The organism is Paenibacillus sp. MER 99-2 (assembly GCF_023714095.1).
Lineage (GTDB): Bacteria > Bacillota > Bacilli > Paenibacillales > Paenibacillaceae > Paenibacillus.
The window spans coordinates 13,654-30,714 of sequence record NZ_JAMAUZ010000006.1 but is presented as its reverse complement, the minus strand read 5'-3'; the positions used below and the strand labels follow the sequence as shown (position 1 = coordinate 30,714).

14 protein-coding genes are annotated in these 17,061 nt (G+C 46.4%); all 14 read right to left on the bottom strand.

Translation table 11 applies throughout. The annotated features are described in order from the left end of the window. Window positions 1–149: 149 nt before the first annotated feature. On the bottom strand, window positions 150–755 hold the full coding sequence (locus M3636_RS21750; RefSeq protein ID WP_251384111.1) for an alpha/beta hydrolase: 606 nt from the start codon (window positions 753–755) through the stop codon (window positions 150–152). Window positions 756–766: 11 nt separating this feature from the next. After that, on the bottom strand, window positions 767–1,714 hold the full coding sequence (locus M3636_RS21745; RefSeq protein WP_251383985.1) for a ring-cleaving dioxygenase: 948 nt from the start codon (window positions 1,712–1,714) through the stop codon (window positions 767–769). Window positions 1,715–2,030: 316 nt separating this feature from the next. Beyond that, a complete protein-coding gene (locus tag M3636_RS21740; protein ID WP_128100277.1) occupies window positions 2,031–3,113 on the bottom strand; it encodes a hemolysin family protein in 1,083 nt (360 codons plus the stop codon). Window positions 3,114–3,207: 94 nt separating this feature from the next. Continuing rightward, window positions 3,208–4,548 carry a hemolysin family protein gene (locus M3636_RS21735; protein ID WP_251383984.1) on the bottom strand — a complete coding sequence of 447 codons (1,341 nt, stop codon included), beginning with the start codon at window positions 4,546–4,548 and terminating at the stop codon, window positions 3,208–3,210. A 710-nt stretch (window positions 4,549–5,258) separates the two neighbouring features. Continuing rightward, window positions 5,259–6,524 carry a phosphoribosylamine--glycine ligase gene (gene purD, locus M3636_RS21730; RefSeq protein WP_251383983.1) on the bottom strand — a complete coding sequence of 422 codons (1,266 nt, stop codon included), beginning with the start codon at window positions 6,522–6,524 and terminating at the stop codon, window positions 5,259–5,261. A gap of 118 nt (window positions 6,525–6,642) precedes the next feature. Beyond that, window positions 6,643–8,190, bottom strand: coding sequence for a bifunctional phosphoribosylaminoimidazolecarboxamide formyltransferase/IMP cyclohydrolase (gene purH, locus M3636_RS21725; RefSeq protein ID WP_128100276.1), 1,548 nt, complete (start codon window positions 8,188–8,190; stop codon window positions 6,643–6,645). A gap of 335 nt (window positions 8,191–8,525) precedes the next feature. Continuing rightward, window positions 8,526–9,143 (bottom strand): phosphoribosylglycinamide formyltransferase, encoded by a 618-nt coding sequence (purN, locus tag M3636_RS21720; protein ID WP_251383982.1) that lies wholly within the window; start codon window positions 9,141–9,143, stop codon window positions 8,526–8,528. Beyond that, window positions 9,143–10,183 (bottom strand): phosphoribosylformylglycinamidine cyclo-ligase, encoded by a 1,041-nt coding sequence (purM, locus tag M3636_RS21715; RefSeq protein ID WP_128100274.1) that lies wholly within the window; start codon window positions 10,181–10,183, stop codon window positions 9,143–9,145. Before purM ends, purN begins: the two co-directional genes overlap by 1 nt. Before the next feature lie 281 nt (window positions 10,184–10,464). Beyond that, window positions 10,465–10,902, bottom strand: a complete 438-nt coding sequence (locus M3636_RS21710; protein ID WP_251383981.1) for an immunity 26/phosphotriesterase HocA family protein — start codon at window positions 10,900–10,902, stop codon at window positions 10,465–10,467. 12 nt (window positions 10,903–10,914) lie between these two features. After that, window positions 10,915–12,393, bottom strand: coding sequence for an amidophosphoribosyltransferase (gene purF, locus M3636_RS21705; RefSeq protein ID WP_145053246.1), 1,479 nt, complete (start codon window positions 12,391–12,393; stop codon window positions 10,915–10,917). Next, complete coding sequence (gene purL / locus M3636_RS21700; protein ID WP_251383980.1) at window positions 12,378–14,621, bottom strand: phosphoribosylformylglycinamidine synthase subunit PurL; 2,244 nt, start codon at window positions 14,619–14,621, stop codon at window positions 12,378–12,380. Before purL ends, purF begins: the two co-directional genes overlap by 16 nt. Then, window positions 14,599–15,288 carry a phosphoribosylformylglycinamidine synthase subunit PurQ gene (gene purQ, locus M3636_RS21695; RefSeq protein WP_128100272.1) on the bottom strand — a complete coding sequence of 230 codons (690 nt, stop codon included), beginning with the start codon at window positions 15,286–15,288 and terminating at the stop codon, window positions 14,599–14,601. Before purQ ends, purL begins: the two co-directional genes overlap by 23 nt. Before the next feature lie 4 nt (window positions 15,289–15,292). Next, a complete protein-coding gene (purS, locus tag M3636_RS21690) occupies window positions 15,293–15,538 on the bottom strand; it encodes a phosphoribosylformylglycinamidine synthase subunit PurS (protein ID WP_090923368.1) in 246 nt (81 codons plus the stop codon). Window positions 15,539–16,128: 590 nt separating this feature from the next. Continuing rightward, a complete protein-coding gene (locus M3636_RS21685; RefSeq protein WP_128100271.1) occupies window positions 16,129–17,007 on the bottom strand; it encodes a phosphoribosylaminoimidazolesuccinocarboxamide synthase in 879 nt (292 codons plus the stop codon). Between the last annotated feature and the right edge of the window lie 54 nt (window positions 17,008–17,061).

Sequence of the window (17,061 nt, the reverse complement as noted above, 5' to 3'; positions counted from 1 at the left end):
TTACCCCATTCGCAACGTTTACATAACGGTTGTCCCTATTCTTTTGTAGCAAAAAAGAAAAACAGCCTGATCTCTAAAGATCAAGCTGTCTAACGACTGCTCACATAGAACGGTTATCCATGATTGGATATCCGTCACTCCGTAAAGACTCACGCCTGAGACGCAAACCATGCTGCTGCGCCTTCTGCCTCGGTACGTGTAAGCTGATGTCCCTGACGCTCCCAGTGCATGTGCACGGTAGCTCCAGCTTCGCTGAGCAGGCTCGCCAGCTCTTCGGTTTCCCGTTTAGGCACGATAGGGTCATTCTCTCCTGCTCCAATGTATACAGGCAATCCTTTCAGATCAGGCAGCTCAAGTCCACGTAGGGGTACCATAGGATGATGGAGAATGGCTCCTTTGAACACATCTGCCTGATGGAAGATAAGGCTTGCAGCAATATTGGCTCCATTGGAGTAACCAAGGGCAATGACATTCGAGCGGTCAAAGCCATATTCTACAGCTGCTGCATCAATGAACGCGCCAAGTTCTGCTGTCCGTGCGATCAGATCTGGTTCATCAAATACACCTTCGGCTAAACGACGGAAGAAGCGAGGCATACCGTTTTCAGATACATTTCCACGTACCCCCAGGATACCAGCTCCAGGTGCAATCATCTCAGCCAGTCCAATGAGATCATTTTCCGTGCCTCCTGTGCCGTGAAGCAAGAGCAATGTCGGTGCATCAGGCTGTGAACCTGCTTTATAGATATGTTTCATTGTATGTGTCATTATTTTGCGTCTCCTTTCCATTCGCGTACTTGAATTGGTGGCAACATCTGTTCAATCTGTTCACGTTGTGGTTCGTACCATTCAGGCAACATTAATTTCTCGCCCATGCTCTCCTGTGGTTCGTCCCGTGCAAATCCTGGTGGATCGGTAGCCAGCTCGAACAATATACCTCCCGGCTCTCTGAAATACACGGCGTTAAAGTACTGACGGTCAATGATCGGTGTTGGATAATAACCTGCTTGTTCCAGATCTTTCTGTACTTGTTCATGCTCGGTGTAGTCTTTCGCACGCCAAGCAATATGGTGTACCGTCCCAGCTCCACCGATGCCCCGCTGGATGCCTGTCGATTGAATGTCAATGAGTTGACCGAGGTCACCTGTGGCACGTAGACGGATGATTCCATCCTCTTCTCCTACTTGCTCCAGACCAAGCATCGTTTCTAGCACGTGAATCGTTTTTTCTGGTACATGGCTGAACAATACAGCGCCCCCAAAGCCTTTGATCGCGTGCTCTGGTGTTACACCATTAAATGTCCACTGGCTAGGCTGACCTTCTTCACGTTCAACCAGTTCAAGCAGCAGACCACCTTTATCGAAGAAACGAATGTACTGCTCGCCAAACCGTGTTTTATTTTCAAAAGGAATATCAAATGAAGCAAGGCGTTCTTTCCAGAAAGGCAAGCTGCCTACCGGAATTGCGTAGACCGTTACCCCCGTTTGACCTGAACCGATCACGCCTCTTCTTGCATCTTGCTGTGGGAAGAACGTGATAATTGTTCCAGGCGCTCCGCCTTCATTCCCGTAATACAGATGATACACATCTGGTGCATCGAAGTTAATTGTTTTTTTCACCAATCTCAAAGCCAGTACACCGGCGTAAAAATCAACATTTTTCTGTGCATCGTCTACAAAAGCGGTAACATGGTGAATTCCTGAAGTTCTGAACATAACATCCACTCCCTTAATTTTAGTTGGTTGAGCATTTAATTTTGAAGTTGTTATTTATTCTCGTTGTTTTTTATCTTTAATTTAAGATTCTTTAAATTTATATTAATTCATCCCCATTCAAATTGCAAGCATTTATTTTAAATTTAAGATTTATTGCTTTATATATCTATCCTTCGGGCTAGTTGTCCATCTTCTTCAATATAATTTATCCAAAATAAAAAGACAGATTCCCGATTCAATCGGAAATCTGCCTTAGCTTACCCTATTTCTTCATTACGGGATAACCCGTTCTAAAAAGTTAAATCTTGAATTTCGGTTATACCAATTTCAGTCTTTTCGGTGGATTCACGAGATCCTTGTGTTCATATTCGTCTTTGATATCGCCAACGATTTCTTCCAGAATGTCCTCCATCGTGACCATACCGACCGTTTCGCCTTGCTCATTATGCACGGCAGCAATATGAACGCGACTCTGTTGCATCTGAATAAGAACATCCTTAATCGGGGATTTCTCTGAGAATTTAGGCATGTCATGAACAAAGGTGTTCATGTTGAACTCTCGCCCTGCTGCCACACTTGTCAGCATCTCTTTCGTATTAATGAATCCGATAAAATGAGATTGATCTCCACCTGCGACAACAGGATAACGTGTATATTCATGCTGGTTCAGAACTTCAATCATGCGATCAATAGGCATTTCCTTTTCCAGCGTAACGATTTTTTCTCTACGAATCATAATCTCTTGTAGGAGACGTTCATCAAAAGCAAAGATATTTTTCAGATAGTCGAGCTCAGTCTGATTAATCTCTCCGCTCTCATAACTCTGAGCCACGATGAGCTTCAACTCCTCCTCGGAGTGAACAGTATCGTGCCCTGCTGGTTTAACTCCAAAAATACCAAGCAGAAGACGAGCAGCACCATTAAGTGCGTAGATGAACGGGTTCATGATCTTACCGAACCAGTACAAAGGTGGTGCTAACAACAGAGTCATGCGCTCAGCAAATTGAATCGCAAGCGTCTTAGGTGCCAACTCACCAATAACTACGTGCAAGAACGTAATGATGGCAAGCGCAATACCATAAGATAACACAGTAGATAAAGCCGCTGGTACTTCTAAGCGGTCAAACAACGGATGCAACATTTTCTCTACGGTAGGTTCACCTAATGCCCCTAACACGAGAGCTGTAATCGTAATCCCCAACTGACAGGCAGAGAGGTAGTAGTCCAGATCGTGTGCAACCTTCTTAGCAAGTACTGCTTTCTTATTTCCCTCAGAGATCAATTGATCTATTCGAGACATTCGGACTTTAAGAATTGCAAATTCGGCTCCTACGAAGAATGCAGTCAGTCCGATAAATACCGCGACCAAAAATAAATTCAAGGCTATTATTCCGTCCAATGATTTCCCTCAGATGAGGGATTCACCTCCAAGTAAATTATATTTCATGTGTTGAACTCCATCATTCAAGCATTCACTTCACTTTAAAATGGCCTTAATCAGATACACTGCTGGTCGGAACCTCAACTTCTGCCCCGTTGGTACGCTCCAGTAGTACCTGCTTGATCTGATAATTATCGGTTTCAACGACCGTCCAGACATAGTCACCGTGCTCAACGGTATCTCCGTTGTCAACGCGAACTCCCTTTTGGAACTGAATCCAGCCTGCAACGGTATCCATCTCTTCATTACCTTCAAAATTCAACCCAAACTGTCTCTCCAGTTCGTCTAATAGGACACGACCGTTAATGAGGTACTGGTTCTCACCCGTCTCTTGGATATCTGCGACTTCGTCGGCATCGAATTCGTCACGAATTTCACCAACGAGCTCCTCTAGAATATCCTCCATCGTCAGGATTCCCGATGTCCCCCCATATTCATCCACGACTACAGCCATATGCACTCGTTCTTGCTGCATTTTGATCATCGCATCCTGGATACGGGTAATTTCCGAAACGAAAGGAATTTCACGAACAAAATGCGAGAGTTGATATTCTCTGCGAGTAACCATGTCAGGCAAAATCTTCTTCACGTTGACCATACCAACAATACGGTCTTTATCGCCCTCTTCGACGACAGGATAACGCGAGTAGTTGTGTTCATCTAGAATCGGAATGATCTCATCGTAGACCATCTCCTGATCCAGTGTAACCAATTCTGTTCTCGGTACCATAATATCTTTAGCTACGCGCTCATCGAATACAAAGACATTTTCCATATAAGAAAGCTTAGTTCGATTCGTCTCGTCGCCCTCATAGCTCTGACTCATAATTATCTTGATCTCATCTTCCGAATAAGCCTGTTCGTGACCCGCTGGCTTCACGCCGAATCCGCGAAGGATCACACGGGATGTACCGTTTAGCGCCCAGATGAAAGGATACATAATCTTACCGAACCAATACAGCGGTGGTGAGAGCAGCAACGTCAATCTTTCCGAAAATTGAATTGCGAGTGTTTTGGGTGCCATTTCACCAACCACGACGTGAAGGAATGTGACTAAAATAAAGGCGATTGCATATGAGGCAACCGACGATACGGCAGGCGATACGCTCAGATATTCGAATACCGGATATAATAGTCTCTCCACAGTCGGTTTACCCAAGGCACCAAGTCCCAGAGCCGTAACGGTAATACCAAGCTGACAGGCCGATAGATAATAATCCAAATCGGATACGACTTTTTTCGCAAGAACAGCCTTCTTATTTCCTTCCAAGATCAGTTGATCTACTCGTGACGTACGAATCTTAACAACTGCGAACTCGGATGCAACGAAGAATGCGGTTAATACAATCAAGATAACTAGTAATGCTAAATTAATAATGGTAATTATGTCCAATGATTTCCCCGATTCTCAGGGATTCACCTCCAGAAATAGTTACAGCGTTATCCATTAATCTTGTTAATTCCATAACGGCTGATCGTTGTGAACATTGTTTACTTCCAACTCAACTTGAAGCGTAAAACGTATATAAAATCGATAAATGATGAACTTACATAGGTCAACCTTGGCTTTGTAAGTTGTTAAAACAGGAACTAAGGATGCAGCAATCATGCTAGAAACCTTCTCAATCCAAACAGGGTTACCCCTCATGCTGTTAACTGTTTCCCCGATTTACTCCACCTTAATTCTCCATTTGGACAGTTTACAATATCGCCTTCCCAATAGATATCCACCTCCCTTCTTGTTCATTCCTGTTTCAGAAAAGTATACCACGTTCCGCTCCCAACCATCCAGTTGCACGTTATGGTTTGGAGTACTTAGCCATATGTATTGTTCACAGAATAGTCTATATGTATGAAGATCCATCCATCTAATTGTTTATTTATACAATTACTACCCTACGTATTTATTCCCTAAACACCATCTATTTGTACTAATTAAGTCGCGTGAATGAATATTCATTCGTGCACTTCTGGGATATAACTAAAACTTCTCTGCGAATTCATATAATCAGTATACGCAACAAAAGGCTCGCAGGATGCATACACTTTGCTATCAGCGTATTTCCCACGAGCCTTTAATATTCCTTGTTCTATTAGGTTCTATTAGACTAATGCTTTGGCTGCTATATCCGACCGTTGATGTTTACCCTCAAAACGAATAAGCTCCGCTTGCGCGTATGCTTGTTCTCTCGCTTCGCTAATGTCTTCACCCAGACCAACAACACCCAAGATTCGTCCACCATTCGTTACCCATTCACCTGATTCATTACGTGCTGTGCCCGCATGGAACACAATAGCATCCTTGGCTTCGTCCAGTCCTTCAATGCGTACACCTTTGGCATATGGACCTGGATAACCACCTGAAGCGAGAACGACACATACAGCGGCTTCATCGCTCCAATCAATCTCGATTTCAGCAAGCTTGCCATGAACCGTTGCCCAGAAAATGTCGAACAAATCTGATTTCAGACGAGGCAACACAACCTGTGTCTCTGGATCACCAAAACGAGCATTGAACTCAATCGTTTTAGGTTTACCGTCAGGAGAGATCATCAGCCCAGCAAACAGAACACCTTGGAATGGACGTCCTTCAGATACCATCGCTTTCGCGGTTGGTTTGATAATGGTCTCGACCGCTTCTTCAATAATAGAAGGATCAATGTGTGGCAATGGTGAGTATGTACCCATGCCCCCCGTATTTGGACCCTGATCGTTATCGAATACAGGCTTATGATCCTGAGCAGCAGCCATTGGACGAACCGTCTCCCCATCAACAAAGGCGAGGATGGACATTTCCTGGCCGGCAAGGAATTCTTCAATAATGACCTTGGCACCAGCTTCTCCAAATACCTTGTCCACCATAATGCTGCGCAGAGCCTGATCTGCTTCTTCCCGTGAATAAGCTACAGTTACCCCTTTACCTGCCGCAAGTCCATCCGCTTTGATCACCACAGGAATGGATTGTGCATTCAGATAAGCTTGTGCTTGTTCATAATTATCGAACTTCTCGTAGGCTGCAGTTGGAATGTTGTATTTATGAAGCAGATCCTTCATAAATGTTTTGCTACCCTCAATCTCGGCAGCATTCCGACGTGGGCCAAACACTGGAATACGTGTGTCATCAAATGCATCAACAATACCATCTGCCAGTGGGTCATCTGGTCCAATGACAACCAGACCAACCTTTAGCTCGACAGCCAGCGCGGTTAGTTTATCGAATTCATGCACCCCGATTGGGTGACATTCGGCTAGCTGTGCAATACCTGCATTTCCCGGAGCACAGTGAATTTTATCTACCTTTGGGCTCTTCGCCAATGCCCAGATGATCGCATGCTCACGGCCGCCGCCGCCAACTACCAGAATATCCATCACTTCGTTTCCCCCTCATGAATGATGTTCGTTAATATAAATAATTCAATTCTTCTCCCAAAACGAGGATGAACAAGCGGATTCGCTTGTTCATCGTTGTTGGTATTACCGTTTAATCTTAGTGTTTGAAGTGACGAACGCCTGTGAATACCATAGCAATGCCATACTCGTTTGCTACTTTGATCGACTCTTCGTCCTTAATCGAACCGCCAGGTTGAATCACGGCCGTAATGCCTGCTTTGGCAGCCAATTCAAGCGTATCTCCCATTGGGAAGAAAGCATCGGATGCCAAGATTGCTCCCTTAGCTTGCTCTCCAGCCTGCTCAATCGCAATTTTGGCTGCACCAACACGATTCATCTGTCCAGCGCCAACACCTACAGTCATGTCATTTGCTGCGAGTACAATCGCGTTGGACTTCACATGTTTAACCACTTTCCAGCCAAACAGCAGTTGTTTCAGCTCTTCTTCGGAAGGTGCACGATCTGTCACCACGTTCAATTCACTAGCTTCAATGGAGTGTACATCCGATTGTTGTACAATCATACCGCCATCGATGGATGTCACCACGAATTGGCTCTCACGATTGCGAGCTGCACTCAATTCACCCGTTTTGAGCAAACGAATGTTTTTCTTCTTCGTCAAGATCTCAAGCGCCTCTTGTGTGAAATCAGGAGCCAGGACGATCTCAAGGAAAATCTCACTCAATTTAGCCGCGGTATCACTATCGATAATGCGGTTAGCTGCAACAATTCCGCCAAAAATCGAGGTTGGATCTGCTGCATATGCTTTGCTATAAGCTTCATAGATGCTCTCGCCGACACCTACACCGCAAGGATTCATATGTTTTACTGCCACTACAGCAGGCTCTTCGAATTCTTTTACGATCTGCAATGCTGCGTTGGCATCATTGATGTTGTTGTAGGACAATTCTTTACCATGCAATTGCTCCGCTGTCGTTAATGTATCCTGAGCAGCGAGCGGTTTGCGGTAGAATGCCGCCTGTTGATGTGGATTTTCGCCATAACGCAAATCCTGGAGCTTTTCGTAAGTAACAGTCAAACGCTCTGGCAGTGGATCACCATTCACATTAGACAAGTAATCAGAGATAAGTGCATCATAAGCCGCCGTATGACGGAAAACTTTTGCCGCAAGCCGTTTGCGTGTTTCCAGCGTAGTATCACCACTGTTACGTACTTCCTCCAGCACTTGGCTGTAGTCAGCAGCATCTACAACAACACTGACAAAAGCATGGTTTTTAGCTGCCGAGCGGAGCATGGTTGGACCACCAATGTCGATGTTCTCGATGGCATCTTCATACGCCACATCCGGTTTTGCAATCGTCTCCTGGAATGGATACAGATTAACAACAACCAAATCGATGTAGCCTAAGCCGAGTTCTTCCATCTGACGTGTATGCTCTTCGTTGTCACGAACAGCAAGCAATCCACTATGAACTGCAGGATGCAATGTTTTGACACGTCCGTCCATAATTTCCGGGAATCCAGTTACATCCGAGATTCCGATAACAGGTACGCCTTCCTTCGACAATAGGCTGCTTGTGCCCCCTGTCGAAATAATCTCTACACCCATTTGCGACAGCTCGCGGCAAAAGTCCACGATGCCTGTTTTATCTGATACGCTGACCAGCGCTCTTTTGATACTCACAATATGCTCCTCCTTTAATGTCCCATAGCTTCGCGTTTCATGACGAAACACAGCCGATTTATTTCCCGAGAAATATCACAAAATGCGTACCAATATTCGACTCCTGTTATATATGTTGAACCATGGTGTTTACACGGAACACTCCGATGACAGAACAACCTTGAGAGTAGCGGTTATCCCCAGATTTTTTTGATTCCCTTTTCTCAAGGAAAAAATCCGGTGATAAGCGTAAGCTTCCGATGTAGCTTTATTGCAGAAAGCTTTTAGGCGAGCGCTTCGCTTTTCCAGGTTTTTTTCTGTCCTCTCCGTTAACGTGTAAAAAGAAGCAACTTATATCAAACCGGTTTGTTAACGGTGACGTGGCGTCCGTTTAATTGGATCAGACCTTGAGCGAACCAGGATACCACTTCAGGGTATAACTGCTGTTCAGCAGCATGAATGGATTTGCTGATGGTTTCCGCTGTATCCCCGAGCAAAACTGGTACTGGATGTTGGGCAATAATAGGCCCTGTATCCATACCTCCATCCACAAAATGAACAGTCACACCTGTAATCTTCACACCATACTCTAATGCCTGTCCGACAGCATCTTTGCCAGGGAACGCTGGAAGAAGTGAGGGATGGATATTAATTAATCGTCCTGCATACCGATCCACCACGACTGAAGTGAGCAAACGCATATATCCAGCAAGAACGACCAGATCTATACTTTTCGCTTCTAACGCCTCAACGATCTCTTTCTCGTAGGCTTCTCGTGACTCATAATTCTTCGGAGTGAAGAGATGGCAATCCACGCCAGCATCCTGTGCCCGCTGCACGACACGTGCAGCAGGTTTGTCACATACCAACAACTCAACGGATGCATTCAGCCCCCCGTTCCGCACTGCATCAACCAATGACTGAAAGTTACTCCCTTCACCCGAGGCAAATACAGCAATCCGGTAATTCGTCATTAAACATCAGCTCCTGTGAAGGTTACTCGCGCATCTCCTTCGGTAACACGGCCAATGATGTACGCTTCTTCACCAGATGATTTCAGTTGTTGCAGAGCTTCTGCGGCATCAGCTTCATTAACAACCAGCACAAGACCGATCCCCATGTTAAATGTTGTGAACATATCACGGTTAGAGACATTGCCTTTCTCTTGTAAAAGGTTGAAGATCGGCAGGATTGGCCATGAGCCGTGGTCAATATCCACATTTACGTTGCTAGGCAACATCCGAGGAATATTCTCAATGAATCCACCACCAGTGATATGAGCCATACCTTTTACCTTTACGTTCTCCAGCAAGGACAACAATGGCTTCACATAAATCTTCGTAGGCTCTAACAGCGCATCGCCCAGTTTACCACCGAGTTCCTGCACTTCGTCCTGCAGACTCAGTCCGGCTTGCTCCAACAGCAGCTTACGTACCAAGGAGAAGCCGTTGCTGTGTACACCACTGGATGCAAGTCCAATTACCGTATCGCCAGGAGCGATGGTTGTACCGTTAATGATTTTGGCTTTATCTACAATACCAACGGTAAATCCGGCAATATCGTACTCACCTTCACTATACATACCTGGCATTTCAGCTGTTTCGCCACCAATCAGCGCACAACCGGACTGATGACAACCTTCTGCGATTCCCGCAACAATGGCTTCAATCTTCTCCGGAATGACTTTGTCACATGCCAGATAGTCGAGGAAAAACAATGGCTCTGCGCCCTGTACGACAATATCATTCACACACATGGCTACCGCGTCAATTCCAATCGTATCGTGGCGATCCATAGCAAACGCGATTTTCAGCTTCGTTCCTACACCGTCTGTACCGGAAACAAGTACCGGCTCATCGTATTTATCCTTGTTCAAGCCGAACAGGGCACCGAATCCACCCAGGTCTGTCATGACTTCCGGACGGAAGGTACGTTTTACATGCTTTTTCATCCGTTCTACCGCTTCGTTGCCTGCCGCGATATCGACGCCGGCGTTTTTGTATGCTTCTGACACTACCATCGCACCCTTCATCTGGTTCTATATTTCATTCCAAGTATCGTATTTATATAAGTTCAACTAATGAATATTTACACTTGCCACTCCGATGACAGAATAACCTCCGATCGCTGTTATCTCCAGATTTTTTTGATTTCCTTCTTCAAAGGGAAAAACCGGAGATAGCTTATGCTTCCGATGTAGCTTTCTGTAAGAAAGCTTTTAGCCGAACGCTTCGCTTCTTCAGGTTATTTCTGTCCTCTCCGTTCTCGTGTAAAAAATTTAGTTGAACTAATATATTACTGTTTCATCTCTAATAAATGGTTCTGTACCAACTCAAACCCTGCCACGCCGAGCGTAATATACTGACTGTATTCTGTGGGCGAGAGATTGCGGATATACTCATCTCCAGCGTACAAATGCCCCGCACATTGAAATACTTGCAGTTCTTTCTTCGCTGGCGTTAATGGGATGTTACCGATGATTCTCCATGTTCCATCTTTGAGATGTGCCGGTGATGTGAAGACCACGCTGTTCTTTCGCTGCATGTAAGGATAGACAAGGAATTCGCGATCCTCGAAGCTTACGGTTTCGTCATGCTGAATGCTCATCACGCCGAATGAAAATGCCTTTTTGAAGCGTCCTCTCAATGCATTTACGACCTGACATACAGCCAAACGCCCATCATGCATCGGAATCAGAAAAATATCGCCCTCATTATAGCTTTTTCTTCCCATAAGCCTAATCTCCTAACAACTACATCCGAATTTTTCTTCGCCATTAAAGTCGAGACGAGTTGGATAATCATTATCGAAGCATGCAAGGCATAGCCCGCCCTTGTAGTCATCCTGATTATCTCCTTGAATGGATGTAATCAACCCATCCGGGCTAAGGAACGCCAGAGAGTCCGCATTGATCTCACGGCATATCTCTTCCACAGACAATGATGAAGCGATCAGTTCGCGGCTATCCGGTGTATCGATCCCATAGAAGCAAGGATTTTTGAACGGCGGCGATGTAATCCGCACATGTACTTCCGTAGCTCCCGCGTCACGCAGCATATTCACGATCCGGCGGGATGTCGTACCACGCACGATAGAGTCGTCGATCATAACTACACGTTTGCCTTCAACTACACGGCGCACGGCGCTCAGTTTCATCTTCACACCTTGCTCCCGTAGTTCTTGGCTCGGTTGGATAAATGTGCGACCTGTATATTTATTTTTGATCATACCCATCTCATACGGAATCCCCGTCTGTTCAGCGTATCCAATCGCTGCCGAGATACTGGAATCTGGTACCCCCGTAACCAAGTCCGCATCTACAAATGCCTCAATCGCCATACGGCTTCCCATCCGTTTACGGGCAGCATGTTGGTTCGCACCATTCATGTCACTGTCCGGACGAGCAAAATAAATATATTCCATCGCACACAGCGCTTTGCGGTGTTTATGATGATCAAATCGATCTTCATGCAGCCCGTCGGCATCCAGTACAAGCAGTTCACCTGGCTCAATGTCGCGGATCAGTTCAGCACCGATTGTTTCGAGCGCACATGTCTCAGAAGCAAATAGATATGCGTCCCCGAGCTTACCCATTGTCAATGGACGCAGACCATGAGGATCAGAAGCAACGAGCAACTTGTCGTTCGTCATAATCAAGAACGCATAGCCACCCACGATCCGCTGAAATGCATCCTTCGCCGCTTCCACCAGACCTTTGGAAGAACGGGCAATCAGATGGGCAATGACTTCTGTATCACTTGTCGTCTGGAAGATTGAACCGCTCTGTTCCAATTCACGGCGGATCGTCGGTGCATTAACGATATTACCATTGGTCGCAACAGCCAGATCACCGTCACGGTATTTGAATACCAATGGCTGTGCATTAGTCAGCTTGCTGTCGCCGCTCGTTGAATACCGAACGTGCCCGATAGAAATATCACCAGTTAGTGTCTGCATCAGATCCTTCGTGAATACTTCCTTCACGAGTCCCATCCCGCGATGGTAGTTAAACTGATTACCATCACTTACACACATTCCCGCACTTTCTTCGCCCCGATGCTGCAAAGCATGCAGACCATAATAGGATAACGAAGCGGCTTCAGGGTGTCTGAACACCCCGAAAACGCCGCATTCTTCCTTTAATTTGTCGAGTCCTTCCTTACCGGACCCTTCATTATAGTAATCACCTGTCCACAACGGCCCTGTCATCAGTTCATGAGACATGGAATCGCATCCTCCCAGACCTGAGTCAAACCTCCTACGGGTTCGTTCACAGCTGATCTTCCGTTCAATTCAATCGTAAGATTACTTCCTTCTACACGTCCAATCACAGCTACAGGCACACCGCGTTCACGAACAAACGCTTCAAGCTTACCTGCTTGCTCCGGCGAAGCCGATAGCAAAATACGGGATTGGCTTTCACTGAAGAGTGCATGATCACCGCGGAGTGTAGTCTCCACGTTCACTTGTGCACCTACGTTACCGCTGATGCAAGACTCAGCCAAAGCAACCGCTAGACCACCCTCAGACAAGTCATGTGCTGAACGAACAAGTCCAGATTGAATCGCTTCGAGCACGGTGCTAAGCAACGCTTTTTCCGTCTGCAAGTTCAACTCTGGCGGACGGCCTTCTGTCTGACCATGAACGGCGTATTGCAGCTCGCTGCCGCCCAGTTCAGCTTTCGTGTCACCGAGAAGGATGATGACATCTCCTTCGGATTTGAAGGCTTGTGTCGTAATATGATCCGTATCATGAACGAGACCTACCATACCGACAACTGGCGTTGGATAGATGGAGCCTTTGGCGTTTTCATTGTACAAACTTACGTTACCGCCGATGACTGGTGTATCCAATACGCGACAAGCTTCCGCCATACCGTCGACTGCTTTTTCCATCTGCCAGAAAATATCTGGTTTCTCCGGGTTACCGAAGTTCAGGTTGTCCGTAATTGCAAGTGGCTCTGCACCAGAACATACAATGTTACGCGCAGCTTCACTCACCGCAATTCTTCCGCCCACTTCTGGATCAAGATATACATAACGTCCGTTACAATCCGTTGTCATCGCCAGACCTTTGCGCGTTCCGCGAATTGTCACCACCGCTGCATCCGAACCTGGACGAACGGCTGTGCTTGTACGCACCATGTAATCGTATTGATCGTATACCCACTTCTTACTAGCCACCGTTGGTGAAGCCAGTACTTGTTTCAATGCGCCACCGAGATCCGACACTTCGTCGTAACGAAGCGTGTCGATGGAAGCACTCGCTTCATAGTACGCAGGTACAGAAGATGGCTTGTCATATACAGGACATTCGTCAACCAGTGCCGTTACTGGCATATCGCCAACCACTTCGCCATGGTGGATCAGTTTCAGACGACCATCATCCGTAACTTTACCAACCTTGGCACAGATTACGCCCCAACGTTCGAAGATTTCCAGCGCCTGTGCTTCATCCTTCGGCTCTACCACGAACAACATACGCTCCTGAGACTCAGATAGCATCATTTCGTAAGGGGTCATGCCTTCTTCACGCTGTGGCACCTGATCGAGATACAATTCCAGACCATTGCCTGCTTTACTTGCCATCTCCGCACTCGAACACGTTAAGCCCGCAGCACCCATATCCTGAATACCCAGCACGATGCCTGTGTCGATCAATTCCAGACAGGATTCCATAACCAGCTTCTCCATGAATGGATCACCGACTTGAACGGCTGTACGTTGAGATTCAGACTCTTCTGTCAATTCAACCGAAGCAAAGGTTGCACCGTGAATACCATCACGGCCTGTTGGCGGCCCAACATAATACACCGGGTTACCTACACCTTTAGCTACACCGCGCTGAATTTTATCATGATCAATCAGACCCACACACATGGCGTTAACCAGTGGGTTACCTTCGTAGCTCTCGTCAAACATCACTTCACCCGCAACGGTAGGAATACCGATACAGTTACCATATCCAGCAATACCTGCTACAACATGCTCGAACAGATATTTAACGCGATCGCTCTCCAGCTTGCCGAAACGTAGAGAGTTCAGCAATGCAACAGGTCTAGCACCCATGGAGAAAATATCACGGATAATGCCGCCTACACCTGTCGCCGCGCCTTGGTAAGGCTCAACTGCGGAAGGGTGGTTATGGCTTTCAATTTTGAAAACAACGGCTTGGTTATCACCGATATCGACGATACCCGCACCTTCACCCGGTCCCATCAGGACACGCGGGCCACTTGTTGGGAAGCGACGCAAGAGTGGTTTGGAATTTTTGTATGCACAGTGTTCCGACCACATTACACTGAAGACACCAATCTCTGTGTAGTTTGGCTTACGTCCCATGAATTCACAGATCAGCTCATATTCACTGTCCGACACACCCATTTGGGCGTAAAGTTTATGTTCTGCGACCTGTTCTGCTGTCGGTTCCTTAGCGGATAGCTGCTGCGTCATGCTTATCCCTCCATGCTTTCAAAATAGATGTAAACATACGTTTGCCGTCTTCTGAGCCGAGCAATGAATCTACTGCGCGCTCTGGATGCGGCATCATGCCGACCACATTTCCACCGATATTGCTGATTCCCGCGATATCGCCAAGGGAACCATTCGGATTGCTACCATACGTAAATACGATTTGGTTGTTCGCTTGCAAGCTTGCAAGTGTTGCATCATCGCAATAATAGTTTCCTTCACCGTGTGCAATCGGAATAATAATCTCTTCATCTTGCGTATAGTCACGTGTAAATGGTGTATCTGCATTGACTACTTTCAATACGGTATCATGACAACGGAATTTCAGGGATGTGTTACGGATCAACGCACCTGGAAGCAAACCAGCTTCAGTCAGGATCTGGAATCCGTTACAAATGCCAAGAACATATTTACCTTGTTCAGCAGCTTTGGCTACCTCGTTCATTACAGGTGCGAAACGGGAAATGGCGCCGCAACGCAGGTAGTCACCATACGAGAAACCACCTGGAACCAGAATGCAATCATAAGCCGATAGATCTGTAGCCGTGTGCCATACATAATCAACCTCTTGTCCAATCGCGTCTTCTACTGCCTTGTAACAGTCGATGTCGCAGTTGGAGCCAGGGAACACAAGAACTGCAAATTTCATGAGATTAACCCTCCAATTCGTAGCGGTAATCTTCAACAACGGTGTTCGCGAGCAGCTTCTCACACATCACTTTCAATCGTTTCTCCGCTTCTACACGATCTGTCGTATCCAGGTTCAGTTCCATGACTTTACCGATCCGTACACTTTCAACTTCATTGAATCCCATCGAATGTAGGGCTCCTTGAACTGCTACGCCTTGCGGGTCGAGTACGCTTTGCTTAATAGTGACATATACGGTTGCTTTAATCATGATCCTTATGTTCCTCCTCAGTAATGAACGGGATAAATGCTTTATGCTGTTAAAAAAATAGTTAGTCTTGGGTGGTGGCTCCGGGGCGGATTGTTCTGCAGGTCGCTGTTGTCCCCAGGTTTTCTGATTTGTTTAGCCCGCTCTGCGGACAAAACCCGGGGACAAAGGCGAACGCTTCGCTCCTTTACGAACAATTCCGCCCCTCCGCCTGATCCTACGGCGCTTTTTTAAAGGCCTAAACCTTTTACGTTGCACGGTTAGAAGTGGTTGAGATCTTAACCACTACATTTACACATAAGTGGTTCTCTAATGCTACAGATAACATGTGTAACATAAATTGAATGTCTTCACCTTTATAGGCTTCCCTGCCTGACGGAAGCCTTATTTAATACTACCTCTCCCCAGTTTGGGACTGGCGGAGGGAAAGATTTGAGCTGGAGAAGCGAAAGCGTTCGCCTTTGCAACCGGAATGTTTCCTTTTGAAAAAAGGATTACAATCCAAGCATTCCGGGGGCAACAGCGATCGAAAGCCAAACTTTCCCGTAGCTCGCACCAAACGTCACCTTACCCAAACTTTCCTGGAGCTTGCCTCAAACACTACTTGTTAAACGATTATAGATATCGACGTATCTTGCAGTTGTTGCCTCCACAACCTGCTCAGGTAATGGATCTGGCTGGCTGTTTTTGTCCCAATCCGTACCAGCAAGATACGTACGAACCGGTTCTTTGTCCATGCTGTCGATTTCAATATCAAGCGCATAGTTTTCTTTAGCCCAGAAGCGGGAAGCGTCTGGCGTAAAAATTTCGTCAATCAGAATGACTTTGCCATCCACCATACCGAATTCAAACTTGCAATCTGCTAAGATGATACCTCGCTGATCACAGTAATCACGAGCGAATTCGTACAAGCGCAGGCTTTTTTCCTGAAGCTCGATGGCGAGCGCGTCTCCAACCAGTTCCTTCATGCGATCCATTGGAATGTCTTCGTCATGTCCAACGTCGTTTTTGGCTGCTGGTGTGAAGATCGGACAATCTAGCTTGGCGTTTTTGCGAAGTCCTTCTGGCAATGTAATACCGTTGACCTCACCGCTATTCTCATATTGTCTCCAGCCGCCCCCGGTGATATATCCACGTACGACGCATTCGATATCAATACGCTCCGCTTTGCGGGTAACCATGATGCGGTCTTTGAGCAGTTCAGGGTCAGTTACAATGTCTCCCAACCGGTTCACATCCGTATGAACAACGTGATTTTCCATCATATCGCCCGTCAGCTCAAACCAGTAACTACTAAGCTTATTGAGCACATTGCCCTTTTCAGGAACCGCAGGTTCTAACACATAGTCAAAGGCAGAAATTCGGTCTGTAACTACGATCAAAAAATGTTCACCCAGATCGTACAATTCACGTACTTTTCCTTTATATAACAAAGGAGCTTTAACGAGATCCGCCGCAGTGGACAACGCCATGTTGGCTCACCTTCTTTCAGGAGATGTAAGGCTAGGGACAGAATCCTGATGGTG